Genomic DNA, 21,009 nt, shown 5'->3' with positions numbered 1-21,009 from the left:
GAGGCTCGCATGACCATCACCCAGACACGCTGCGAAGCGGCGATTGCGGCGGCTATCACCGAGGCACGTGCCATAGGTGTTCCGATGAACATCGCGGTGCTCGATAGCAGCGCGAACCTGAAGGCGTTCCTCCGGATGGACGGGGCGCTGCTCGGATCCGTCGACATCGCGTTGAAGAAGGCCCGCACGGCCGCACTGTTCGGCATGAACAGCGAAGCGGTCGGTGAATTCTGCAAGCCCGGAGGCACGTCTCCCGGCCTGGACGCCACGAACGGCGGCCTGGTCGTGTTCGCGGGCGGCATGCCTCTCCTCTCTCCCGGCGGGTCGATGATCGGCGCCGTCGGTGTTTCGGGCGGCAGCGTGGCGCAGGATGCCCAGGTTGCCGCCGCAGCAGCCAACACTCTCCCGGAGGAACCGATATGCTCAGTCTTGCTGCCCACCGGGCGAGAGGCGCCTGTTATGGCTTCGCCCTCTCAGCCTTCCTCGCCGTCATGAGCCCGCCCGCAATGGCCACTTCGGCAGCAGTATCCTCATCGATCGAGGAGGCGAACCGAGCCGCGGTCGCGCGCAGCTTCGAAGCCTGGAGGACCGGCACGGGGAGCCCTTATGATCTGCTGGCGCCCGACGCACAGTGGACGATCACCGGCAACTCGGCGGCGGCCAGGACATATCCGAGCCGCGATGCCTTCATCGACGAGGTGATCCGCCCCTTCAATGCCAGGATGCAGGCCCGCTTGGTACCAGTCGTCCGAAAGATCTATGCTGAAGACGACACGGTTATCGTGTTCTTCGACGCAGCCGGCACTGCGCGGGACGGCAAGCCTTACACCAACACCTATGTCTGGATATTGGAGATGGACAACGGCCGCATCGTGCGCGCGAACGCCTTCTTCGACAGCATAGAGTTCGACGATCTGTGGGGCCGGGTGAAGCTCGCGCAGGGCAGCGCGGGCGGCGGTACCAATCCGTGACGACGCTCCGTCCGCATGCGGCGGCGGCCGGCGTCACGGCGGACGCAACGCGGCTGATCGCCTTCGGCGACGCATTCTTCCCGATCGTGCTCACGCTTCTCGTGATCGAAATCCACAAACCGGACGCGGCACCGGGTGGGCTGGCCCAAGCGCTCGCTGCAGCGTGGGCGTCATACGCCGCGTTCGCGCTAGCCTTCGTCTATGTCGGTGTGATCTGGCTGAACCACCACGGCCTGTTCCGGCAGGTTGCCCGCGTCGATCGAGGCCTGAACGGGATCAACCTTGGAATTCTCGGCACGGCCGCGTTGATCCCCTTCCCGACTGGCGTCCTTGCCGAGGCGCTGCAGAGCGGCAACACGGCAGATCAGCGGGCGGCAGTAGTCCTGTACGGCGTCTTCGCAGCTCTGATGTCGGCGGCATGGGCCCCAATATTCCCCTACCTCGAACGGCATCGCGAACGACTCGCACCCGCGGTGCCCGGCGGCTACTTCAGGGCACAGCGCAGCCGCCCGTGGTTTGGCGCAGCCGCCTACGGCTTGGCGATCGTCGCCGGCACGATCGGCTCCCCGTGGCTCGCGGTGGTCATCTTCCTCCTCATCGTCCTCTATCATGCATGGACGAGCGAGGGTTTTGGAACTTGGGCGTAGCCTGCACCGGAGCAGGCCGCTCGCACCGGCAGTGTTGTCAATCGATCCGTGGTTATGGGAGATAATTGTTCTCCGCCTACGGAGTGGAGTGGAGCGAAGCGGATCCGCTTCGCTCCCGTCGCAAGCCGTCCCGTTCGAATACCCTGTGTCTAGAAACTCGGCAGCTCGCGACCAACTCCGGTTATTCGGTTCCACTTGGCGAACGGCTGCTCCTGGCAGAATCAGCCCGTAGCGTCTCGTAGACTTCACGAACGCCTCACCGCGGAGGCTTCTGTAACTTGCCTGTGACTCCGCCCGAACTTCTTCGGTGATCCGTCCTCGCGATCTGGTCCCGCGCCGGGAAACAGCAACTCAAGCGGGAGACGTGCCGACGCGGAAGCGAGGGTACCATGCTCGGAGCCCATTTAGCTGCACATCTGCGGCATCTCGTCCTATCCCTGTCGCTTTTGTCGGCGAGCATCGCGTCGGCTCATCTCCTCGGCGAGACCCGGGAGTTTGGCTTCTCCCGCGTGAAGACTGCGTCCCGAACGCGCGCGTGGGGGAACGAACCGGCCGCGCTCGCTCTGTTCGCCACGCCAGCGATTGCGCGGTGCGCGCGCACCGGAAACGGCACAAGCGCGGTTAAGATCGGGCTCAGCGCCCCATGGTGACGGATATCGCTCCAGAACCGCGTGTAGCAAACGGCGCGGCCGAGCCGATGCCGCCGGATCGCAGGCTGTTGCTCGCAACTGCGCTGGCCGCGTCGCTTGTCGTCAACCTTTCGGGCCAACTCGTGCCGTTCAACATCGCCGACATCGCGGGAAGGGTCGGCGCATCGGCGGACGAAGGCTCGTGGTTGGTCACCCACTATTCGATGGGTCTCTTCTCCGGGGTCGTCTTCGCCTCGCCGCTCCTCGCTGCCTTCGGCCTCGGCCGATACATGGCGGCAAGCGCCCTGCTCTTTGCGATGACCGCAGTGGCCGCAGCCGCTGCTCCGCCGCTGCCCTGGATGATCGCCGTGCGGACCCTGCAGGGTTTTGCAGCCGGCGGGTTCGGGCCGATGGCGTTCGTGGCGACGTTCATGACGATGTCGGGACCTCGCCTTCGATTTGGGTTGTCACTGCTCGCGATCATCCTGATCCTGCCCACCAGCCTCGGGCCCCCTCTCGCCGGGTTGCTCGAAGACAGCCTCGGCTGGGAAGCCTTGTTCCACTTCCAGGCAGCCGGCGGCGGCCTTGTGGCGATTTTCGCGATCCTGCTGGTGCCACGGACGCCGATTGCTTGGCCGGCCCTTCGACGAGACTGGATCTCGTTGCTGCTGCTCTGCGCCGCCCTCGCCTCAACCCTGCTGGTGCTCGGCCAGGGCACGCGCCGCGACTGGCTCGACAGTCCTGTCATTGGTTGGGCAATGGCGACCGGCGCGGGTGCCTGGGCCGGTTTCCTCCTGACCCTGTGGCGATCGCCAGCGCCACTACTGAGCCTGGACCTCCTCGCCCGGCGAAGCTTCGCCGTGCCGATCACGCTGAACCTCCTCTTTCGCGTTGGTTTCGCGACCACGGCGTTCCTCGTCCCGCAATTCCTGATCCTGGTGCAGGGCTATCGCCCACTCGAGCTTGGGCAGCTCTACCTCTGGGCTGCCGTGCCGCAATTGCTCGTTTACCCGCTCGCCTGGTGGCTGCTCGGGCGGATCGACGGCCGCCTGATCATTGCCTCCGGGCTGGTCCTGTTCGGGCTTGCTGCGGTGCTTGCCGCCGGTGTCACGTCAGAAACGGGCGCCGACGACTTCCGGCTCGCCATGGCCTTGGCCGGTGCCGGCCAGACGCTGTTCCTGGTGCCGAACCTCATTGCCGGCGGTATCCAGCTGAAGCCCGCCGACGGTCCGACGGCATCGCTCCTGTTCAACGCGACCACGCTCGGCGGGACGAACATCGGGGTAGCGCTCGCCACCGAATTCGTGACGCAAAGACAAAGATTTCATCTCGGCGCGCGCGCGGAGAGCGCGGCCGCTTACGGCCCCCATCCGGAGCCGCTCGAGAGTTTCGCCGCGCAACTCACATCGCGCATTGGCGACGATGCGATCGCCGCCGTGCGCACCCTCGCGACCGTGGCTGACGCGCTTCGCCGCGAAGCCTGGGTGCTTTCCTTCGAGGACGGCTTGCTGGTCGCCGGTGGCCTGCTCATCGTCAGCGCCGCCGGCGTCCTGCTGCTTCAATCCCCTTCCCTCCCTCACCCGACGCGAGGCTCCCGATGACACTCTCGAAATCCGCCGCTGCGGCTCTGCTGCTCGCCATCCTCATATTCGCTGGAACGGCCTATCGGCTCGTCGGCGCCGGCCATGCCGGCGGAACGGACAACGCTTATGTCCGTGGCGACGTCACGCCGATCAGCACCAAAGTCCCCGGGCTCATCGAAGACGTGCTCGTCGCCGACAATCAGCAGGTCCGCGCGGGGGATATCCTGTTCCGCCTTGATGACCGCGAATATGGGGCGCGTGCTGACCGGGCACGCGCCGCGCTTGCCGCGCGGCGCGCCGCGATCGTCCGACACGATCGCAGCCTCGAGCTGCAGCGGGCGAACATCGGGCAGGCTCGCGCGGCGGTGCGGAGCGCAGGCGCAGAAGTCGACCGATCGGGAAGAGAGCTTGCGCGGATCCAGGTGCTGCGACGGGACGGCTGGGTCACGACGGCGCGCGGCGACGACGCCGCCGCCGACAGCGAGAAGGCGCTCGCTGGCGTCTCCGGTGCCGAGGCGGCGCTGACCGCTTCACGCGATCAATATGATGTGATTGCAAGCCAGCGCCTACAGCTCGTCGCCGAGGTGGAAGCCGCCGAGGCCGAGCTGCGCTTGGCCGAGCTCGACCTCGAGAGTACGATCGTGCGGGCACCCGCCGATGGCCGGGTTGCTGAGCGTCAGGTGCGCAAGGGCCAGTATGTGCGTCCTGGAACCTCGCTGATTGCGCTTGTCGCGCGGGAGGTGTGGATCGTCGCCAACTTCAAGGAAACGGAGCTGCAGGGAATCCGGGCTGGCGAGCCGGTCACGATTTTGGTGGATTCGCAGCCGGGCCGGGCCCTTGCGGGCCGCGTTGACAGCCTGTCGCCTGCCAGCGGAGCTCAGTTCGCACTGCTCCCGCCGGACAACGCCTCAGGCAATTTCACGCGCATCGTGCAGCGCATACCGATCAGGATCGCGGTTCCCGGAGGCCAGCCGGGAGTGGACGAGCTTCGTCCAGGCATGTCCGCGCGCGTCGCCCGCGGCGAAACTGCTCGCCATTGGCAAGTGCGTCTTCGTCGCTGATCCTGGCACATTCGGCGTAACTTCCCGCCTCTCTTCAGCGAAGACACGGTAGAAAAGGAGCGTTTCCCATGAACAGGAGCACGCAACCACCGCGTCCGCCGCAAGCCAATCCGGCTCCGCAGGACAAGGCCCATCAGCTGATGTCACTCGTTGCCCACGCCGGCAAGTGGCTGGCTCAGCCCGGGCCGCGCAATCAGCCGGGCTGAGAAGAAGACCCCTTTTCGTGATGAACTTCGCTGGTCGGCCGGCAAGGCTGAGACTGGACGATCGGCAGAGCGGCTCGCCACCAGTGCGCCCGTATGCGCCGTCCGACGATCATCAGACAATAGCGGCAGGGCTCGGCCATGGCTCGGGCCCAAGATGGCCTGACTGTCCTTGGGTCCGCGCCCTATGCCGCGCGTGCAGGAGCATTGTCATCCGCGGCGCAGGCAAGGCCGGCCTCCCCCCACATTGATCGCCGAATTCGCGGACGTGGAAAACATCTGTAACCGACCAGCCCTGCCACGGCGAACTCCCTCACAGGCGCAGCTCAGAAGCGCCTTCACCTGGTCTCCAGACCACAGGGAGGAACAATGATGAAAACTCTCGCAAACCTAAAGTTGATGCTGCTTCTGGCCGTGTCCACGCCCGCGCTCGCCAGCCCCGCAACGGCGTCAGGCGAAGCCCGCGCGCCCACTGCCACGACCGCGCAAGCGGTCGACGAGACCACGCCATCCGCGAAGATCCGCGTTGTTCGGAAAAGCGAGCGCTACTGGAAGATCACCTTCGCGAATCCGCCGCTGAACCTGATCGGACCCGCCGAGGTCCAGGAGCTCGGTCGCATCATGGACCAACTCGAGGCCGATCCACGCGTGCAGGTCGTCGTGTTCGACAGCGCCATTCCCGGTTCCTTCATCAATCACTACGATCTCGGTCAGCCGCTCGAAGCTTCGACCGGCCTCAAAGCGGGTCCAACCGGAATGCACCCGGTGCCCGATTTCATGGTGAGGCTCAGCAAGCTCCCGGCGATTTCGATCGTATCGATCCGCGGCCGTGCCAGCGGGATCGGAAGCGAGCTGGCTCTTGCGGCCGACATGCGGTTCGCCAGCCGCGAGAAAGCCGTGCTGTCGCAGTTCGAAGTCGGTGCCGGCTTCGTTCCCGGCGGCGGCCCGATGGCCCGCCTGCCGCGCCTCGTCGGCCGTGGCCGAGCGATGGAAATCCTGATCGGAGCCGACGATTTCGACGCCGACACGGCCGAGCGCTACGGGTACATCAACCGAGCCCTTCCTGACGCCGATCTCGACAGCTTCGTCGACGCGCTCGCCACGCGTATCGCCTCGTTCGACGGCCACGCGATCGCTGAGACCAAGAAGCTCGTCGATCTGGCCAGCATGCCGCCGGACGCCGAGATGCAGCCCGGCTGGGAAGCCTTCATCGAGTCGGTCCAGCGGCCCGCTGCTCAGTCCCGTCTGGAAGCGCTTGTGAAGAAGGGCCTGCAGAAGCCCGGCGACGTGGAGCGAAACCTTGGCCGCCACACGGCAGGGTACAAACGTCCGTCCGAATAATTACAGCGTCACCAGGCTCTCTAGGGCGCCGTCGGACCTTCCGGCGGCGCCATTTATGCGCGCCTCGCCTAGGCCGGCGGTGACGGACGGCGAAGGCGCAGGCCTGCCCAGAAAAGCAGGACGGTACCAAGGCCGAACACCAGGTCGAATGCGACATCGATGGAGATCTCGATGATGTCGAGTCCGGCGAGACCGCTCCCCTTGAGCGGCAGCACGACGAGCCAGAAGACGAGGAGCGAGGCGAAGCCGAGCGCGAGCCCGCTCGCGGGGCGGCCAAGCAGAGCCGTCAGACGCGGCTCGACGAGTCCGTACGCCATGCCCCACAGGCCGTCCCAGAACATGTTGTTCACTGTGGTGGGCACGGCGAGCGGCGGCACCGGCTCGAGGCTCCAGATGAGTTCCGGAAGCAGGCCGGCCCAATGGAGCATCGTGCCGAGCGCGCCCTGGAAGAAGAGGTGCGAGAGGGCACCGGCGCCGAAGCCGAGGAAAAGGCGTGTCTTCACTCTGGTCATCGCAGTGGCTCCCGGTGAAACGCAGGCCGGCGCCGCGTTCGGCACCGACCTGACAGGTTGTTCGAAGGTGAATGGAGATGGGTTCAGCCGAACCAGGACAGGAAGCGCACGAGCTTGCGGGTTCGGGAGCTGAACAGCTTGGGCGTGAAGAAGCTGGCGGCAGCCCGTTTGCTGATCTCGCCAAGCGTCGGATAGGGAGCGATCATGCCGGCGAGCGCCTTGACGTTGAGGCCCTGGCCGATCGCGAGCACCCAGAGCTGGATGAGCTCGCCAGCCTCTGCTCCGAGGATCGATGCGCCGACAATCTTGCCCGAACGAGTCGTGATCGCCTTGATCAGCCCCTGTGTCTTGCGATCGGTCTGGGCACGATCATTCTCGTGGTAGGGCCAGCGCAGGACGACGAGATCGTCGCCATGCTTCGCACGTGCCTCTGCCTCCGTGAGACGGACATGGGCGAGCTCCGGATCGGCATAGGTCACCCACGGGAGCGCCCGATAGTCGACCTTGGCCGGCTGGCGGAACAGCGCATTCCGGATGACGATGCCCGCATGATAGCCGGCGACGTGCGTGAACTGCGGACCGCCGGCCACGTCGCCGATCGCGAACACGCGGCGATTGCTGGTGCGCAGCCGGGCATCGACAATGATGCCTTTCGGCCCGTACTCGATGCCGGCTTTTTCGAGATCCAGTCTCTCTGTGTTCGGCCGCCTGCCGGCAGCGACCAGCAGGTGCGATCCGAAGATCCGCTCTTCTAGACCCTCGGAGTTGCGGAGAAGGACGGTAACGCCGCCGCGGCCGTCCTCGACGCGCGTGATCGAGACCCCTTCGCGAATGGCGATGCCTTCGTCCACGAGGCGGCTGCCCAGGAGCGATACGAGTTCGGGATCGTCCTTGGGCATGATCCTGGAGGCTTCCAGCACGGTCACGTCGGAACCGAGGCGGCGATGCGCCTGCGCCATTTCGATGCCGATCGGGCCTCCCCCGATGACGATCAGATGACGTGGCAATTCGGTGTTCGCGAACAGCGTCTCGTTCGTGAAATGGGGCACCTGGTCGAGCCCCGGGATCGGCGGCACTGCCGCTCTGGAGCCAGTCGCGACGACGATGCGCCGTGCGCGGATACGGGTTCCGTCCACCTCGATTTCGCTCGGGCCGACGAACCGGGCAGTGCCCTGGATGACCTTCACGCCAAGCGCTTCGAAACGCTCGATCGAGTCATTGGGCGCGATCGCGGCGATGACCTCATGGACGTGCCGGTTGACTGCGCCGAGGTCGACGTCCGGCAGCGCATAGTCCACGCCAAGCGCCGCTTCGCTCCGCCAGCGGTAAGCCGCCTTGGCCGAAGCGAGCAGTGCCTTCGACGGAACGCAGCCGGTGTTGAGGCAGTCGCCGCCCATCAGATGCTGTTCGATCAGCACGGTCGAGGCGCCCAGCTGGGCCGCCCCGGCGGCCACCGACAGGCCACCCGAACCAGCGCCGATCACCGCGATATCCACATCGAGGAAGGTGTCGCTCATGGCAGTTTCTCCAGATGCGCCGCCGGGCGGCGGACGCGCTTGAGGACGACCGGGATCATCGCCAGCAGGGCGAGACCCGCGATCGGGATGATGACGTGGGGCTGGAGCAGGGCGGAGCCGTCCGGCGTGCCGCCGGTTGCAAGGACTGCACCGAGCCCGGTTCCCACGCTGGCAAAGACGAAGGCTCCCGGGATGATACCGAGGAACGTGCCGCCGACGAAGGTTGATGTCCGCACCCCCAGGAAAGCAGGCGCCAGATTGACGAGCCAGAATGGGAAGAGCGGCACCAGCCGCAGCACCAGCATGTAGCTGACCTCGTTCTCGCGAAAGCCGGCTTCGAGCTTCTGGAGGAACGGGCCTGCCCGGGCGCTGAGCAGGTTGCCGAGCACGGTGCGCGCGGCGAGGAAAATCATCGTTGCGCCGAGGGTCGCTCCGATCACGTTCAGTAAGCCGCCCCATAAGGTGCCGAACAGGAAGCCGCCGACGGTCGACAGGAGCAAACCGGTCGGCATTGAAAACGCCGTGCTCAGCGCGTAGACCAGTACGAAGAGCAGCGGGGCGGCCCAGCCGAGCGCCCCTACCCGATCGACAAGCCACACGCGGTTCTCGGCAAGTGCTGCGAAGCTCAGATAATCGAGGGCGTCGGTCAGCTTCAGGGTCAGGGCGACGGCGGAGACGCCAAGCGCCACAAGCAGAAGCCTTCCTGTCACGGAATTCAGTACAGACGCAGGCCCGCTTCGGCCGGCACGTGCCGGCCGCTCGAAAGGTATCGGTGCCATGATGGGTTCCTTTTTCCGGGTCGAGGCCGGGCCGGTGCGACACGCTTGGCGCGGTCAGCCCTGGCGAGCGTTCAGCGATACGCGGGCAGGTTGCGGCACGAGGCGGAGCCCGGCGCCGAACAGAATAGCGAGCCCGATACCGAAGATCAGATGAAAGCCGGTGTAGACGACCACCAGGTTCGGTACGAAGCCTTCGACGATCTCCGCGCCCTTCAGCGGAAGCACGATGAACCAGCGCACCAGCATGGCGGCAACGCCGAACAGCAGCCCCCCTCCGATACGGCCGAGGCGGGCCGTCAGCCGCCGCTCGAGCAACGCATAGGCAATGCCCCACAGGCCGGCCCAGAAAGCGAAGTTGAGAGTCGTCGGCACGCCGAACGGCGGCAGCGGCTTGAAGCTCCAAGGCAGGCCCGGGATCATGTCGGCGGAGAAGTAGACGACGCCGAGCGCGCCCTGGAAAACGACGTGGGAGAGCGCTCCGGCGGCGAAGCCGAGCAGAATGCGAGCGGGAATGTTGGTCATGATGGTTCCCCAATCGAAACAGGTTGCCACAGACATACGCCGGATCAGGGAGTCAGGTTACGGATCGGCGGGGATCGACCCCGTCTGCAATTCTATCGGAAGCGATGCCACGCGCCGAAGCTGCGTTGCGCGATCGTAAGCACGCAAAGGCTCGCATAGATGACTGCAATCGTCGGGAAGTAAGTCGGAAAGAGGCTCATCAGGATGAAGGCCGCAATTGTCTCCGTGCCCTCCGCGATACCCGTATCGTAGAAGAAGCTCTTCCGGCCATGTGCCGCCGTCTCGATCCCGCGCTTGGCGGCAAGCGTGGCGAACGCGAGAAAGCTGATGCCGGTGAGGGCGAAGCTCGCAACCAGCAACAGGGCGGGCACCAGGTTCGACGGAGATGCCAGGCCAAAGCCCACGGGCACGGCCACGTAGAAGACGAAGTCCGCGACGATATCGAGGTAGCCGCCGAAGTCGGTAAGGCGCGACGCCCGGGCAATGGCTCCGTCGAGACCGTCGAGCAGGCGATTGACTAGGATCAGCAGGAGGCCGGTCCGATACTCGCCCTGTCCGATGGCCGCGGCCGCGGCGAGGCCGACGACCATTCCTGCCATAGTGACGCCGTTCGCACCGATGCCGCGCCCGGCGAGCCACTGTCCGATCGAATTCAGTGGGACATCGATGATGGGTCTGAGGCGTGCATCGAGCATGACGGGGCGCCTCAGGACCAGGTCACGAGGCCGATCACGGCGCCCGTCATAGCCGATGCCATGTTGCCGGCGATCCAACTCTTCATGCCCAACGCGGCGACCATCGGCCTGCACCTGACGAGGCGGGCCGGCGTTGCGCTGCACGAACGGATTGCCGCCGCCGAATTGCACCTGATTGGAGGTGGTGGCGGCTCAGGCTCACCGGGCGATAGCGGTTGCGATCAGGTGCATTTGCGGCGCCAGGCCGAGCATGTCCGGGCTGAAGCCGATGATTGCGACGGCTGCCGAAGCCATTGCCGCGCCTGCGCCGACCGCAACAGTCACCCAGCGAGGCAGAGCGGAGCCTGAACGGTCCGGCCCGGATCCAAGCTGCGGGCGGTAGCGGCTTCCCGTGTCGGCAACTAGCCGAAGACGAGGCGCGCTTTCCCGGGAAGCCTTCGGCCCCGGCTCGGAGCTCGCCGGGCGGCTTGAAAATCCGTTCCCAGCATTCGGGATCAGGCGAAGACATGTCACGACATATTCCTCCTTGCAGGCTGGGAGTTCCTCCCGGCTGATCACTGCCGTCAGGCGATTTCGACCAGCGCCGGACGGGCAAACCGCGCGAACGAGGCCTGTGCGGCCTGCTTCTCGAACCCTTCCCAGTCCCGGACCTGCGGGATGGAAGGACGTGCCGTCGTGAAATCCTGATCGAGGGCAGCCAGCGCCTGGTCGACCATCGCTTCCGCCAGGAGCAGGACTTCCTGGCTCAGATCCTCGAGCGCGTCGCCGGCAACATGCCAGACGGCACTGGCGGCGGCATCGGGAACGACCATCTGGATGCGAACGCCCCGGCTGTGCAATTCCTCGTGGAGCACCCGACCGATATCTAGGAACAGGGCCTTGCCGCCGTCCTCGGTCCCGGGAATTCCGGCGGGCATTGGCGGTGCGACCGGCGCTACGTTCACGATCGTCCCGACGCCCCGTTCGGCGAAGCCACCGGCAGCGGCATAAGCCAGCCTGGCCGGCACGCCGACGTTGCGAGCGATGAGATCTGACGCATGACCCGATCCGGGGGAGAAGGAAGGTACGCGGGCACCCGCGCTGCCATTGTTGACGAGCGCCGTCAGCCGCTCCTCGAGGATGAGACGGTCTTCGACGGCGGACAAGCCCGAGGGCGTGCCGGGGTCGGCAGCCAGTATCTCGACGTTCCGCCGAGTGTCGCGCTTCAGCCACTCGGCCAGTGTCTGGAGAGGCCGGCTGTCCACCAGGATGAGGTCGTAGCCGCGACGCGCCAGCCGGTGCGCGTAGATGGCTCCGATGCCGGACGCCGCGCCAGTAACGAGGGCGGTGCCTTGGCTGACGATGCGGATCATGGCGACACTCCTTGCCAGAGTTAGACAGCCTCTCATTCGCGGCAGTGTCGGCCCGAGTTACACGGGTGCGGCGACGGCGAAGAACGGCCTCGATCCAGCCACCTTGCCCTCGCGGCGTTGTCCGGATCGCACATGTGTGTTGCCGGCTGCGGCAAGGGCATGCGGGCCCGTACTCGGCAAAATCGTCGCAGCCGGCGCAAGGCATCGCACGATTCGAACAGTCCCCGCATTCCACGAACGGCACGGACCGGAGTGGCTTCGTAAATAACCGTCATCGCCCTCTTTCCGTTGGAGGAAAAGATGACCATTGCAACGCAAGCCGAAACCCGATCCGCCCGCAGCCGCTCGACGGAAATGGAGCTAAAGTCTCGCATGCTCGAAGGGCTTGACGGAGACGGACGCTCCCATGCCGCTCTTCTTCGAGCAGCCACGCCTCTGCTGAGGTCGTTCTTCGGACGACGGCTTCATGACGATGTTTCGGAAATAGAAGATCTGGTGCAGGAGACGCTGATCGCTCTGCACACCCGCCGCGGCAGCTTCGATCGGGAGCGTGCCTTCACGCCGTGGCTATTCTCGATCGCCCGCCACAAGCTGGTCGATCATTTCCGCCGCGCCGTCCGGCACCAGCCGATCGACGGACTGGAGGATATTCTCGTCACGGAGGGTTTCGAGCAAAGCAGCAACGCAGCGATGGACGTCGACCGGCTGCTGCAGACTTTGCCGGCCAAGCAGGCTCGCGCCATTCGCGAAACCAAGATCCACGGCCTGAGCGTCGCCGATGTCGCCGCACGCGTCGGGATCAGCGTCTCCGACGTCAAGGTTTCCGTGCATCGAGGCCTTAAAGCGCTCTCCGGCTGCTTGGCGACAGAGCGATGCCGCTGACCACCCAGGCATGGTCGTTCCGAACGGTGAGCGCTGTAACCGATCGGCCGTCGCGGGCGAACTCACCACTTGGCGACTGGAAAGGACGCGGCCATGGACACTGATGCTCTTATCGAAGCGCTGGCGCGCGATGCGAAGCCGGTTCCTCGGCGATCGTTCGAACGCCGTATGGCCGCAGGCCTGTCGCTCGGCGCCTCGTTCGCCTTCCTGATGCTCGTCACCGGGCTGGGCATCCAGCACGATCTTCTCACCGCCGCCGTCACTCCCGGTTTCTGGGGCAAGGCTGCCTATACTTCGTCGCTTGCAATGATCGGGTTACTGCTCTCAGCGCAACTGGCCCGCCCCTCGACGCGCCGGTTGCGGGGCGCCTGGCTGGTCGCTGCGCCGATCGCCCTGCTGGCGGTATTCGCGGCGGCCGAGCTCGCAGGGATCGATCCGAACACGCGGTCCGGCCTCGTTCGCGAACCCCTCTGGACGTGCGTTCCGCTGATCCTCGCGCTCGCCGTTCCGATCTTCATCGGCCTGGCCGGGGCGATCCGCCAGATGGCGCCGACGATGCTTCGAGCGGCCGGTGCCGCCGCCGGTCTTGCGACGTCCGGGCTCGCTGCGACCCTCTATGGGCTCTACTGCCAGCAGCTCTCGGCCACCTACATTCTCACGCGCTACACTCTCGCAATCGCGCTCTTCTCCGCGCTGGGCGCGCTCATCGGTCCACGCCTTTTCCGGTGGTGACCGACGGGCGCCTCCCGCAACACGGCTCGTAACCCTGCGGGGACAATCGCCGAACTTGGGAGTGACCATCCATTCGGATGCCACCAGACCCAAGCGAGGAACCCTAATGAGCAAGATCGACAAGCTTCTCTACACCGGCCGCGTGCGCACCACCGGGGGCCGGGAAGGCGCTTCACGCGCTGACGACGGACGCCTCGATGTCCGGCTTTCACACCCCGGCGCAGCCGGCAGCGGCACCAACCCCGAGCAGCTGCTCGCAGCCGGCTGGTCCGGCTGCTTCCTGTCTGCGATCCAGATTTCGGGAAAGCAGCTCAGGATCGCGGTGCCCGCCGACCTTTCCGTGGACGCGGAGATCGATCTCGTCACCAACGAGAACGGCTATCAGCTCTCCGCCCGGCTGAATGTCAGCCTTCCCGGCGTCACTCCCGAGGACGCGCGCAAGCTGGTCGAAGCCGCGCACGAGACCTGCCCCTACTCCAAGGCAACGCGCGGCAATGTGCCCGTCGAGTTGAACCTCATCTGAGCAGCCGAGAAGGAACCGGCGCGACCGCAGCCCTGCGGCGGGAGCCGGTTCCTCCTCCCTCCAGTCGACAGCGATCAGAAGGGAATTGCCATGAACAGATTCGTGAAGACATTCGCCGCACTTGCAGCCGCGTCGATGCTGACCACCGGCGCCGCGGCTCAGACCGCCCGCGACGTGCGTGGGGTATCCCCGTATGAGAGCCCGAGGGACCAGCCCGCTCCGAAGCTGGTCGTCGATCCGCCGCTGCCGGAGCCGCTGACCTTTGGTATTTTCCAGGCTCAGTACCGGGTCGACAATCTGCGCATCGTGCCGGTGTTCGGCGCCGAGGCGGTCCAGGTATCCCCGCGCATCGGTCACCTGCATATCATCGTCGACGACCTTCCCTGGTGGTGGGCGGACGCAAGCGACAACAATACGGTCGACCTCGCCGGGCTCCCGCCGGGACCGCACAAGGTGACGATCAAGCTCGTCGACCCCGACCACAAGGTCTTCCCGGGCCAGGTCAAGGTGTTGAACTTCATCGTCCCCGAGCACCAGCAGCACGCCCACTGAACCGAACCACGTCTGTGCGCGGCCGGCTTCGCAGCAGCAGGTCGCGCATAACTGCCTTCGGGTCAGAGGCGCCGGCGGAAATCGCTCGGCGTGAGGCCCACGGCCCGTCGAAAGGCCGCCGTAAAAGAGGACGGCGTCTGGTAGCCGACAGAAAGCGCTATCTCGGTGACGTTGAGCAGCGGATCGCGCAGCAGATTCTGTGCCCTCTCCATCCGCTCGGCAACCAGCCAGTCGTGCGGCGTCCGCCCGGTCGCGAGCCGGAAGGCAGTGCCGAAATGAAAGCGGCTCAGCGAAAGCAGGCCCGCCAGCTCGTCGAGCCCGATCTCCTCGTCCAGGTGCTCGCGCATATAGGCGGTCACCTTCCTCACCTGCCAGTCGGCCAGGCCACGGCGCGGCATGTCGATCGTGAGCGCCCCCAACGAGGAATGGCCGCGCACCAGCTGGGTGCAAAGCAGGTCTACCGCCTGCTCAACGAACAGGCGAGAGGAGTTCCCCTGAACGCCGGCCTCATGGCTCAGCATCTCCAGCAGCCGGGCGGAGATCTGGTCCTCGAATGCGACACGCCCCAGAAGCTCGACCTTCTGGCCGCGCGCAAGCTGATCCGACGCGGCCTGCAGGCGGGTGTCGGGCAGGTAGACATGGCTGACCTCAAGGCTGCCATCAATGTCCCACCGACCCTCCTGTCCACGCGGGATGACGGTGATCGCGCCGCTCTTCGTGCGCGAAGCCACCCTGCCCTGGTCGGTGCGCCAGACGATGTCTCGCGACGCATGCCCGTAAAAGGTGAGAACGACATGCGTGTCGAGCGGCGGCAGATTGTCGTGAAGTTCGCCATGGGCCCAGCGCCGCGTGAGCCGCGTGTCGCAGGCAAGGACTTCCTCGACCACAACGGGCGCGTGATCGAGCACCTGAGCCATCATCGCGATGGCCTGCGCCGGAGCGGGGGCAGGCGCGTCGATTGCAGCGGCGGGCGCTCGGAATTGCGTGTCCAGAATAGCTCGCAAGCGGAGGCTCCTTGCCAGGGAGGGCGAACGAAGCGACGCCATGATTATAGATCAACTGCCGCCGTAGCGCCAGAATCGCCGCTCAGAATGCTTGCTGGAGTTCAAGGGCAAGCAGGTCGACCAGGCGGGCGGCAGGCAAAGCGCGGGCCAGCGGTGCTCCCTGCCCTGCCCAATGGGCGCCGAAACCGAATTCGCCCCGACGCTTAGCGGCCGCGTGCAGCGCCTTTCCCAGGTCGTAGGCGATCGGATAGTCCGGTATCCGCGCTGGAGCGATGTCGCTTCCGAGCCGGGTGAACCCATTGGCCAGGCCGCGTGCCGGCCGCCCGGATACCGCGCGAGTCATCGTTGTATGCAGACCCGAGTCGCTCGCGAGCGCGGCGCGGTAGGCCTGGTCGGCGAGGCTTTCGTCCGTGGCAATGAAGGCGGTGCCGAGTTGTGCTGCCGAGGCACCAAGTTTCAAGGCTGCAGCTATGCCCGCCCCGTCCATGATGCCTCCCGCGGCGACGATCGGAAGATCGATGGTGCGAGCAAGGAGGCGGGTGAGTGCGAGTGTGCCGATCGCGTCGTCTGGGGCATCAGGGTCGAATGCGCCGCGATGACCGCCCGCTTCCCATCCCTGTGCGACGAGGACCTGCACCCCCGCCGCCGCCGCCTGACTCGCTTCGGCGGGGCTCGTGACGGATGCCAGCAGCACGATCCCGGCATTCCGGAGTGCCCGGATTGCCGCTGCGCCGGGAAGCCCGAAGTGGAAGCTCACGACCGGCGGCCGCGCTTCAAGCACCATCGCAAGCATTTCCTCATCCTCTACGACGCTGCGATAGATTTCCGTCAGCCTGTCGGGCGGGGAGGCGCCGAGCTGCTCGAACAGCGGGCGGAAGCGCTCGATCCAGTCGGCTTCGACCTCGGGCCTGGTCGCTGCTGGACGATGGCAGAACAGATTGACGTTGAGCGCGCCGCCTGAACGCTCTCTCGCTTCCAGGATCATGGACCGCGCATCCGATGGCTTCAGCGCTCCGACGGCGACCGATCCCAGGCCCCCTGCCCCCGTGACGGCAGCGGCCATCGCGGGCGAGGAGACACCCGCCATCGGTGCTTGGATTATCGGCAACCTTATGCCGAGCAGCTCAAGCAGATAGCGGGTGTCGCTCACAGTCAGCCTTCCTCGTTTGCCTGCGCATTCCGACTCTCGGCCATGCGCCTGCGATACTCGAGCACGGGAAGTCCGCCCCAGCCCCAATCCTCCATCTCCACTTCCTGGAAAATGACCCAGGTCCATTCCGGAGGCTTGCCGAGTACGTCGTAGAGCACCTTGCTCATGCCCTCGTAGATGGCTGCTTTCTGTTCGGCCGTGACATGATCGATACCGAGTTCGGTACCTTCCTTCGTCACCTGGACTGTGATGATCGGCATCGCCCTTCTCCTCGGTCTGGAGCGTTCAAAAGCCGGCGTACTGGCCGCCGTCCACGTGCAGGGTCTCTCCGGTCACGAACGGCGCGTTCTCCAGGTACAGTATCGCACCCACGATGTCCTCGATTTCGCCCATATGGCCGACCGGGTGCAGCGCCGAGAGGAATTCGTGTGTCTCGACGGGATGCAGCGGCGTCTTGATGATGCCCGGAGATACCGTGTTCACGCGGATACCGCGGGTGGCATATTCGATCGCCAGGCTCCTGCTCGCGGCCGCGATCCCGCCCTTGCTGAGGGACGCGAGCACCGACGGCACCTTCGCCGTGGGGTGCTCGACCAGAGTCGTCGTAATGCTCACGACGTGGCCGCTGCCCTGCTTCTCCATCGCTTCGATGGCGGCCTGCGTGGTGAAGAAGAAGCCGTTCACGTTGGTCGAGAGGACCTGGGCATATTGGTCGGCGGTATGATCGGCAAAGGGCGCCGCCAGGAAGATGCCCGCATTGTTGACGAGCGTATCGATGCGGCCGAAGCGGGCAAGCGCTTCGTCGACGACGCGCCGGCCGGTGGCGGGATCACCGATGTCTCCGGCAATCGTCAGCAGGTTGGGGTTGCTCGACGGAGCGATCGAGCGGGAGGTGCCGACGACGCTGTAGCCTCGCTCGAGATAGGCTTCGACGAGCGCCGCGCCGATACCCTGCGATGCGCCGGTGATGACGGCGACTTTGCGTCCGATGCTCATGATGCTTGTCCTTTCCGGTTGAAGAGAGGTGCCACTCTGTCGGGCCCCTGCAGCAATTCTCCGGACGGACCCGGAAGGTTACGCGGCCGGGCCGGCGATAATCAGGAACCGAGGGCGATCGTGCAGGGTGGATCAGCGCGGTGTCGTTGCACACCGCTTGCGGACATAACGTGACGTGCCGATCCGCCCCCCCCCCCGAGGGACGGCACGGATCGGCACTGAGGCCTGGTTCAGGCAGCCAGGGCCGCGCCGACGCGATAGCGGTCGGCGGGCCGCGCGAGCGAGAGGTTGGGCTGCAACGCCCGGCGCGCCGACTCGAATCGATCCCAGTCGGCGACATCTGGAAGCGACGGGATGGTGACGAGCTCGCCATGGCGAAGGCCGGCAAGCGCGGCGTCGACCAGGTTCTCGGCGCTCATCACGATCTCGGTCGGCAGATGCTCGACCGGCGTGCCCGCCACGTCCCAGAAACCGGTCGCGGTAGCCCCGGGCAGCACGGCCTGGATGGTAACGCCGCGGCCGGCGAGTTCGTGATGGAGGGACTGCGAGAAAGCGAGCACGAAGGCCTTGGTCCCGCCATAGACTCCGTTCAGCACTTCCGGTGCTACGGCCACCACGGAGGCGACGTTCACGATCGTGCCCGTCCCGCGTGCGACGAAGCCGGGGGCGGCCGCATGAGCGAGGCGCATCAGCGCGGTGACATTGAGGTCGATCATCGACTGCATCGTATCGACGTCGCTTTCGATCAGCGGCGCGGTGGCGCCGACGCCGGCATTGTTGACGAGCAGCGTTATATCTGTGTCCGTGCGCAGCCTGTCCTCGACCCGCCGCAGATCGTCGGACCGGCCAAGATCGGCCTCGATCACTTCAATGGAGCGCGCAGTCCGGTCCGCGATAAGGCCGGCGAGGCGCCGAAGCTTGTCGCCGCTGCGCGCCACCAGCATCAGATCGTAGCCTTCACTCGCGAGGCGTTCGGCATAGACCGCCCCGATCCCCGACGAGGCGCCGGTGATGAGGGCTTTGCCCTTGTTCGATAACGTCATGTCACTTCTCCTGCTCGGCCGGGATGCTCCCGTGCCGCCAAAATCGATCCGTCGTTCGGACTTGTGTCCCGTCGAGCTCAAGCGGCCTTCGAAACCGGTTCGTCGGACCGGCAGAGCGTCTCCGCTGCCCGGGCATGCAGCGGCGCAGACACCGGCCGTGGCAGATCCGAGTATCCGGTCTCGATCACGATGTCGGAGCTGGCCGCCAGCAGCCGGTGGACCGGGCAGCGGTTCGCAATGTCGAGCAGGCGTGCCTGCTGGTCCGCATCGAGCTCGGGGTCGAGGCGGAGGAGAAGGTCGAAGCGATCGCGTCCGCTCGCCGAGGCCCGGCTATGCCGGACGCTCGCGCTCAGGCGCCGCATGGGCCAGCCCTTGCGGCGCGCGTAAAGGCGCACCGTCATCACGGTGCAGGATGCAAGCGCCGCACCGACGAGTTCGAACGGATCCGGGCCGGACGAGAGACCGCCGACCGAGATCGGCTCATCCGCGAAGAAGGCGGTCTCCCCGGTTCGCACGCTCACCTGGAACGAGCCCACGCCCGTTTCCTCGACGAACACGGCTTCCTCATCCTTGCGCATGGTTCCTCCTATCGGCGGCCGCTGGCCGCTCACGTGATCCGCCAGACGGCGGCAATTGCTCCTTGGCTCCCGTTCCTGCCTCAGGCCGATCAGGCCGGAGCGAAGTCCGAGGCGTCGATCGCGAGGAGCAGGACGTCAGGCCGAACGTTTACGGCCGCCCCGCCCGGGTGGACCCGTCGGGTCTTCGGCGGCGGAGCTCACCGGTAATCGACAGTGTCGACGCCACCTTGTCGAGCTCGTGCCAGCACTCCAGACTGCCATGCGCTTCCACCGCGTGGGACAGGAGCGATGTGATGCTCTGATGTTTCATGACCCACATCTCTCCTTGGATGGCTCCTCGAACGAGCCGGGCTTTCATGAGAGGAGTTCGGGAAATCCGGCGGGCTCGTTACAGAGGCGGCCGCCTCCACCCGACCATTTTCCCGCACTCGAGACAGAGCCGACGCGCGGAGCGCGCCAATCGAGGCGCGCGGCCAACATCCTCGGTTGCTGAAGACGCGTTCACTGCGGGGCGGTCCCGCGGCCGGGCGGCGCGCGCGGCCGCGAACCTGCTATCGGAACGCGGCGCGTATCTCTGCCGAAACGCGGGCTGGCGCCTGCAGGTGGGGATAGTGGCCGACATCGGGCATCAGGATAAGCTCGGCTTCGACGCGTTCGGCGAATTCCACGCCCATGCGCTCGTCGATGTAAAGGTCCTTCCGGCCCCAAATCACCTTCAGGCCGGCCGTTCTCAGCTTCCCCGCGTTCTTCTCGAGATAGGCCTGGTCGCGGGTGAAGCTCGCATAATAGTGGTAAAAGGCGTCCGCCGACGACATGTCCCCGGCGTCCCAGCCAAGGCGCAGGTCCTTTGCGAACTCGTCCGATATCTCGAAGCGTTGGCTATCGGGCAAGCCGCGATAGAAGGTGCCGGCGAGAATCTCGTCGCGCGTCCTGTTCATGTGTGCACGCACCGGCTCGGCGGTGGCGGGAGATTTCAGGCTCTGCAAACTCGGGTACATGTATCCCGGCCGATCGAACGGCGCGAAATCGCCAACGATGATGCGCCGGGCGCTTCCGGGTTCATCAAGCGCGAGGAGCAGCGCCGGCAGCGCTCCGATATCGGTCGCGTAGATGGTGAGCCGCGACCGATCGATGCCTGCTGTCGCCAGATACGCCTTCAACACCCGCGCATAATCGCGCGGCGCGTAGCCGAAGCGCTCGGCCGGAGGGCGGGACGACAGGCCATAGCCCGGCCAGTCGAAGGCATGGACCTCATGGGTCTCGGCCAACGGAGCCGCCACTGCGTCCCAAGCATGCACCGTCTCCGGGAATCCGTGCAGGAGAAGAACATAACCCTGCGGATCGGGCGTGCGCCAGATTGCGCGCCGCAGCGTCACGCCGTCGCTGATCTCCACGGTCGAGATCTCCTTTGCCGAACTTTCTGCGGCGGCAGGAGCGGAAACGGAAGAGGCGCCGAGCGCGAGCGACAGCCACACCGGCAGGAAGGATCGTCTGAACATGTTTCGGTTGCCTTTCAGCGACCGATACGGCCTGGAGGCCGGACCGGTTACAGGGACCGCAGTCGGTGAGTTGGCGCACGGTCGATCTGGAGGAACTCGGCGCCACAGGTTCGAATCGTGTCGAGCGCGCCAGTTTCCCGCCAAAAAGATGTTGCCTGACGATCCGCGAGGAAACGCATATCGAACGTTTCGCTTGGCTTTCGCGACACTGTTTGAATGATCGCGGGACGCTCAGCCT

General features: G+C 65.8%; 24 protein-coding genes. 11 read left to right on the top strand and 13 right to left on the bottom strand.

From position 1 onward, the window contains the following. The first annotated feature begins 9 nt into the window (after positions 1-9). From C7I55_RS03725 to C7I55_RS03695, 7 genes are all read left to right on the top strand, one after another. Positions 10-495, top strand: coding sequence for a GlcG/HbpS family heme-binding protein (locus C7I55_RS03725; RefSeq protein WP_106511496.1), 486 nt, complete (start codon positions 10-12; stop codon positions 493-495). Between the two features lie 11 nt (positions 496-506). Next, positions 507-971 (top strand): nuclear transport factor 2 family protein, encoded by a 465-nt coding sequence (locus C7I55_RS03720; RefSeq protein ID WP_233222021.1) that lies wholly within the window; start codon positions 507-509, stop codon positions 969-971. Continuing rightward, positions 968-1,618 (top strand): TMEM175 family protein, encoded by a 651-nt coding sequence (locus tag C7I55_RS03715; RefSeq protein ID WP_158266274.1) that lies wholly within the window; start codon positions 968-970, stop codon positions 1,616-1,618. The genes C7I55_RS03720 and C7I55_RS03715 overlap by 4 nt, the downstream gene beginning before the upstream one ends. A gap of 643 nt (positions 1,619-2,261) precedes the next feature. Then, positions 2,262-3,848, top strand: coding sequence for an MFS transporter (locus C7I55_RS03705; RefSeq protein WP_106511492.1), 1,587 nt, complete (start codon positions 2,262-2,264; stop codon positions 3,846-3,848). Continuing rightward, complete coding sequence (locus C7I55_RS03700) at positions 3,845-4,891, top strand: HlyD family secretion protein (RefSeq protein ID WP_106511491.1); 1,047 nt, start codon at positions 3,845-3,847, stop codon at positions 4,889-4,891. The genes C7I55_RS03705 and C7I55_RS03700 overlap by 4 nt, the downstream gene beginning before the upstream one ends. Before the next feature lie 68 nt (positions 4,892-4,959). Then, entirely contained in the window at positions 4,960-5,097 is a 138-nt protein-coding gene (locus C7I55_RS28000; protein WP_158266273.1) for a hypothetical protein, read from the top strand. Positions 5,098-5,466: 369 nt separating this feature from the next. Continuing rightward, on the top strand, positions 5,467-6,435 hold the full coding sequence (locus C7I55_RS03695; RefSeq protein WP_199192701.1) for an enoyl-CoA hydratase/isomerase family protein: 969 nt from the start codon (positions 5,467-5,469) through the stop codon (positions 6,433-6,435). Positions 6,436-6,503: 68 nt separating this feature from the next. Here C7I55_RS03695 and C7I55_RS03690 read toward each other — a convergent pair whose 3' ends face one another. The 6 genes from C7I55_RS03690 to C7I55_RS03665 form a co-directional block, all read right to left on the bottom strand. Beyond that, positions 6,504-6,947: a hypothetical protein gene (locus C7I55_RS03690; protein WP_106511489.1), complete on the bottom strand. Its 444-nt coding sequence runs from the start codon at positions 6,945-6,947 to the stop codon at positions 6,504-6,506. An 83-nt stretch (positions 6,948-7,030) separates the two neighbouring features. Next, positions 7,031-8,464 carry a dihydrolipoyl dehydrogenase family protein gene (locus C7I55_RS03685; RefSeq protein ID WP_106511488.1) on the bottom strand — a complete coding sequence of 478 codons (1,434 nt, stop codon included), beginning with the start codon at positions 8,462-8,464 and terminating at the stop codon, positions 7,031-7,033. After that, positions 8,461-9,153, bottom strand: coding sequence for a TVP38/TMEM64 family protein (locus tag C7I55_RS03680; protein ID WP_199192700.1), 693 nt, complete (start codon positions 9,151-9,153; stop codon positions 8,461-8,463). The genes C7I55_RS03685 and C7I55_RS03680 overlap by 4 nt, the downstream gene beginning before the upstream one ends. A gap of 144 nt (positions 9,154-9,297) precedes the next feature. After that, positions 9,298-9,765 (bottom strand): hypothetical protein, encoded by a 468-nt coding sequence (locus C7I55_RS03675; RefSeq protein WP_106511486.1) that lies wholly within the window; start codon positions 9,763-9,765, stop codon positions 9,298-9,300. Positions 9,766-9,857: 92 nt separating this feature from the next. Beyond that, the gene (locus C7I55_RS03670) at positions 9,858-10,604 is read right to left on the bottom strand and encodes a CDP-alcohol phosphatidyltransferase family protein (protein ID WP_233222020.1); all 747 of its coding nucleotides are present in this window, start codon (positions 10,602-10,604) and stop codon (positions 9,858-9,860) included. A 419-nt stretch (positions 10,605-11,023) separates the two neighbouring features. Beyond that, positions 11,024-11,812: an SDR family NAD(P)-dependent oxidoreductase gene (locus C7I55_RS03665; RefSeq protein WP_158266272.1), complete on the bottom strand. Its 789-nt coding sequence runs from the start codon at positions 11,810-11,812 to the stop codon at positions 11,024-11,026. Between the two features lie 300 nt (positions 11,813-12,112). On the opposite strand from C7I55_RS03665, the gene C7I55_RS03660 reads away from it, so the two are divergent. From C7I55_RS03660 to C7I55_RS03645, 4 genes are all read left to right on the top strand, one after another. Next, a complete protein-coding gene (locus tag C7I55_RS03660) occupies positions 12,113-12,694 on the top strand; it encodes a sigma-70 family RNA polymerase sigma factor (protein ID WP_332888404.1) in 582 nt (193 codons plus the stop codon). A 93-nt stretch (positions 12,695-12,787) separates the two neighbouring features. Continuing rightward, complete coding sequence (locus C7I55_RS03655) at positions 12,788-13,426, top strand: NrsF family protein (RefSeq protein WP_106511482.1); 639 nt, start codon at positions 12,788-12,790, stop codon at positions 13,424-13,426. A 106-nt stretch (positions 13,427-13,532) separates the two neighbouring features. Beyond that, positions 13,533-13,949, top strand: a complete 417-nt coding sequence (locus C7I55_RS03650; RefSeq protein WP_106511481.1) for an organic hydroperoxide resistance protein — start codon at positions 13,533-13,535, stop codon at positions 13,947-13,949. A gap of 90 nt (positions 13,950-14,039) precedes the next feature. After that, positions 14,040-14,501, top strand: a complete 462-nt coding sequence (locus tag C7I55_RS03645) for a DUF6130 family protein (protein WP_106511480.1) — start codon at positions 14,040-14,042, stop codon at positions 14,499-14,501. A 62-nt stretch (positions 14,502-14,563) separates the two neighbouring features. Here C7I55_RS03645 and C7I55_RS03640 read toward each other — a convergent pair whose 3' ends face one another. The 7 genes from C7I55_RS03640 to C7I55_RS03610 form a co-directional block, all read right to left on the bottom strand. Then, on the bottom strand, positions 14,564-15,505 hold the full coding sequence (locus C7I55_RS03640) for an AraC family transcriptional regulator (protein ID WP_233222019.1): 942 nt from the start codon (positions 15,503-15,505) through the stop codon (positions 14,564-14,566). Between the two features lie 82 nt (positions 15,506-15,587). Beyond that, positions 15,588-16,655 carry an NAD(P)H-dependent flavin oxidoreductase gene (locus tag C7I55_RS03635; protein WP_199192725.1) on the bottom strand — a complete coding sequence of 356 codons (1,068 nt, stop codon included), beginning with the start codon at positions 16,653-16,655 and terminating at the stop codon, positions 15,588-15,590. A gap of 2 nt (positions 16,656-16,657) precedes the next feature. Continuing rightward, the gene (locus tag C7I55_RS03630) at positions 16,658-16,915 is read right to left on the bottom strand and encodes a tautomerase family protein (RefSeq protein ID WP_106511478.1); all 258 of its coding nucleotides are present in this window, start codon (positions 16,913-16,915) and stop codon (positions 16,658-16,660) included. Between the two features lie 25 nt (positions 16,916-16,940). Next, positions 16,941-17,651: an SDR family NAD(P)-dependent oxidoreductase gene (locus C7I55_RS03625; protein WP_106511477.1), complete on the bottom strand. Its 711-nt coding sequence runs from the start codon at positions 17,649-17,651 to the stop codon at positions 16,941-16,943. Positions 17,652-17,881: 230 nt separating this feature from the next. After that, positions 17,882-18,694, bottom strand: coding sequence for an SDR family NAD(P)-dependent oxidoreductase (locus C7I55_RS03620; protein WP_106511476.1), 813 nt, complete (start codon positions 18,692-18,694; stop codon positions 17,882-17,884). 77 nt (positions 18,695-18,771) lie between these two features. Beyond that, positions 18,772-19,272, bottom strand: a complete 501-nt coding sequence (locus C7I55_RS03615) for an OsmC family protein (RefSeq protein WP_106511475.1) — start codon at positions 19,270-19,272, stop codon at positions 18,772-18,774. A gap of 551 nt (positions 19,273-19,823) precedes the next feature. Next, on the bottom strand, positions 19,824-20,771 hold the full coding sequence (locus C7I55_RS03610) for an alpha/beta fold hydrolase (protein WP_106511474.1): 948 nt from the start codon (positions 20,769-20,771) through the stop codon (positions 19,824-19,826). Positions 20,772-21,009: the final 238 nt, after the last annotated feature.

Source organism: Allosphingosinicella deserti (assembly GCF_003012735.1).
Taxonomy (GTDB): domain Bacteria; phylum Pseudomonadota; class Alphaproteobacteria; order Sphingomonadales; family Sphingomonadaceae; genus Allosphingosinicella; species Allosphingosinicella deserti.
The sequence above is the reverse complement of the archived record's forward strand: the minus strand, read 5'-3'. Positions and strand labels throughout refer to the sequence as shown.

Bases quoted from the DNA above. Each gene is read 5' to 3' on its own strand.
- C7I55_RS03620 (WP_106511476.1), bottom strand. From the start codon at position 18,694: ATGACGTTATCGAACAAGGGCAAAGCCCTCATCACCGGCGCCTCGTCG.
- C7I55_RS03695 (WP_199192701.1), top strand. From the start codon at position 5,467: ATGAAAACTCTCGCAAACCTAAAGTTGATGCTGCTTCTGGCCGTGTCC.
- C7I55_RS03645 (WP_106511480.1), top strand. From the start codon at position 14,040: ATGAACAGATTCGTGAAGACATTCGCCGCACTTGCAGCCGCGTCGATG.
- C7I55_RS03725 (WP_106511496.1), top strand. From the start codon at position 10: ATGACCATCACCCAGACACGCTGCGAAGCGGCGATTGCGGCGGCTATC.
- C7I55_RS03630 (WP_106511478.1), bottom strand. From the start codon at position 16,915: ATGCCGATCATCACAGTCCAGGTGACGAAGGAAGGTACCGAACTCGGT.
- C7I55_RS03660 (WP_332888404.1), top strand. From the start codon at position 12,113: ATGACCATTGCAACGCAAGCCGAAACCCGATCCGCCCGCAGCCGCTCG.
- C7I55_RS03720 (WP_233222021.1), top strand. From the start codon at position 507: ATGGCCACTTCGGCAGCAGTATCCTCATCGATCGAGGAGGCGAACCGA.
- C7I55_RS28000 (WP_158266273.1), top strand. From the start codon at position 4,960: ATGAACAGGAGCACGCAACCACCGCGTCCGCCGCAAGCCAATCCGGCT.
- C7I55_RS03705 (WP_106511492.1), top strand. From the start codon at position 2,262: ATGGTGACGGATATCGCTCCAGAACCGCGTGTAGCAAACGGCGCGGCC.
- C7I55_RS03700 (WP_106511491.1), top strand. From the start codon at position 3,845: ATGACACTCTCGAAATCCGCCGCTGCGGCTCTGCTGCTCGCCATCCTC.
- C7I55_RS03665 (WP_158266272.1), bottom strand. From the start codon at position 11,812: ATGATCCGCATCGTCAGCCAAGGCACCGCCCTCGTTACTGGCGCGGCG.
- C7I55_RS03650 (WP_106511481.1), top strand. From the start codon at position 13,533: ATGAGCAAGATCGACAAGCTTCTCTACACCGGCCGCGTGCGCACCACC.
- C7I55_RS03685 (WP_106511488.1), bottom strand. From the start codon at position 8,464: ATGAGCGACACCTTCCTCGATGTGGATATCGCGGTGATCGGCGCTGGT.
- C7I55_RS03610 (WP_106511474.1), bottom strand. From the start codon at position 20,771: ATGTTCAGACGATCCTTCCTGCCGGTGTGGCTGTCGCTCGCGCTCGGC.
- C7I55_RS03690 (WP_106511489.1), bottom strand. From the start codon at position 6,947: ATGACCAGAGTGAAGACACGCCTTTTCCTCGGCTTCGGCGCCGGTGCC.
- C7I55_RS03675 (WP_106511486.1), bottom strand. From the start codon at position 9,765: ATGACCAACATTCCCGCTCGCATTCTGCTCGGCTTCGCCGCCGGAGCG.
- C7I55_RS03625 (WP_106511477.1), bottom strand. From the start codon at position 17,651: ATGAGCATCGGACGCAAAGTCGCCGTCATCACCGGCGCATCGCAGGGT.
- C7I55_RS03655 (WP_106511482.1), top strand. From the start codon at position 12,788: ATGGACACTGATGCTCTTATCGAAGCGCTGGCGCGCGATGCGAAGCCG.
- C7I55_RS03615 (WP_106511475.1), bottom strand. From the start codon at position 19,272: ATGCGCAAGGATGAGGAAGCCGTGTTCGTCGAGGAAACGGGCGTGGGC.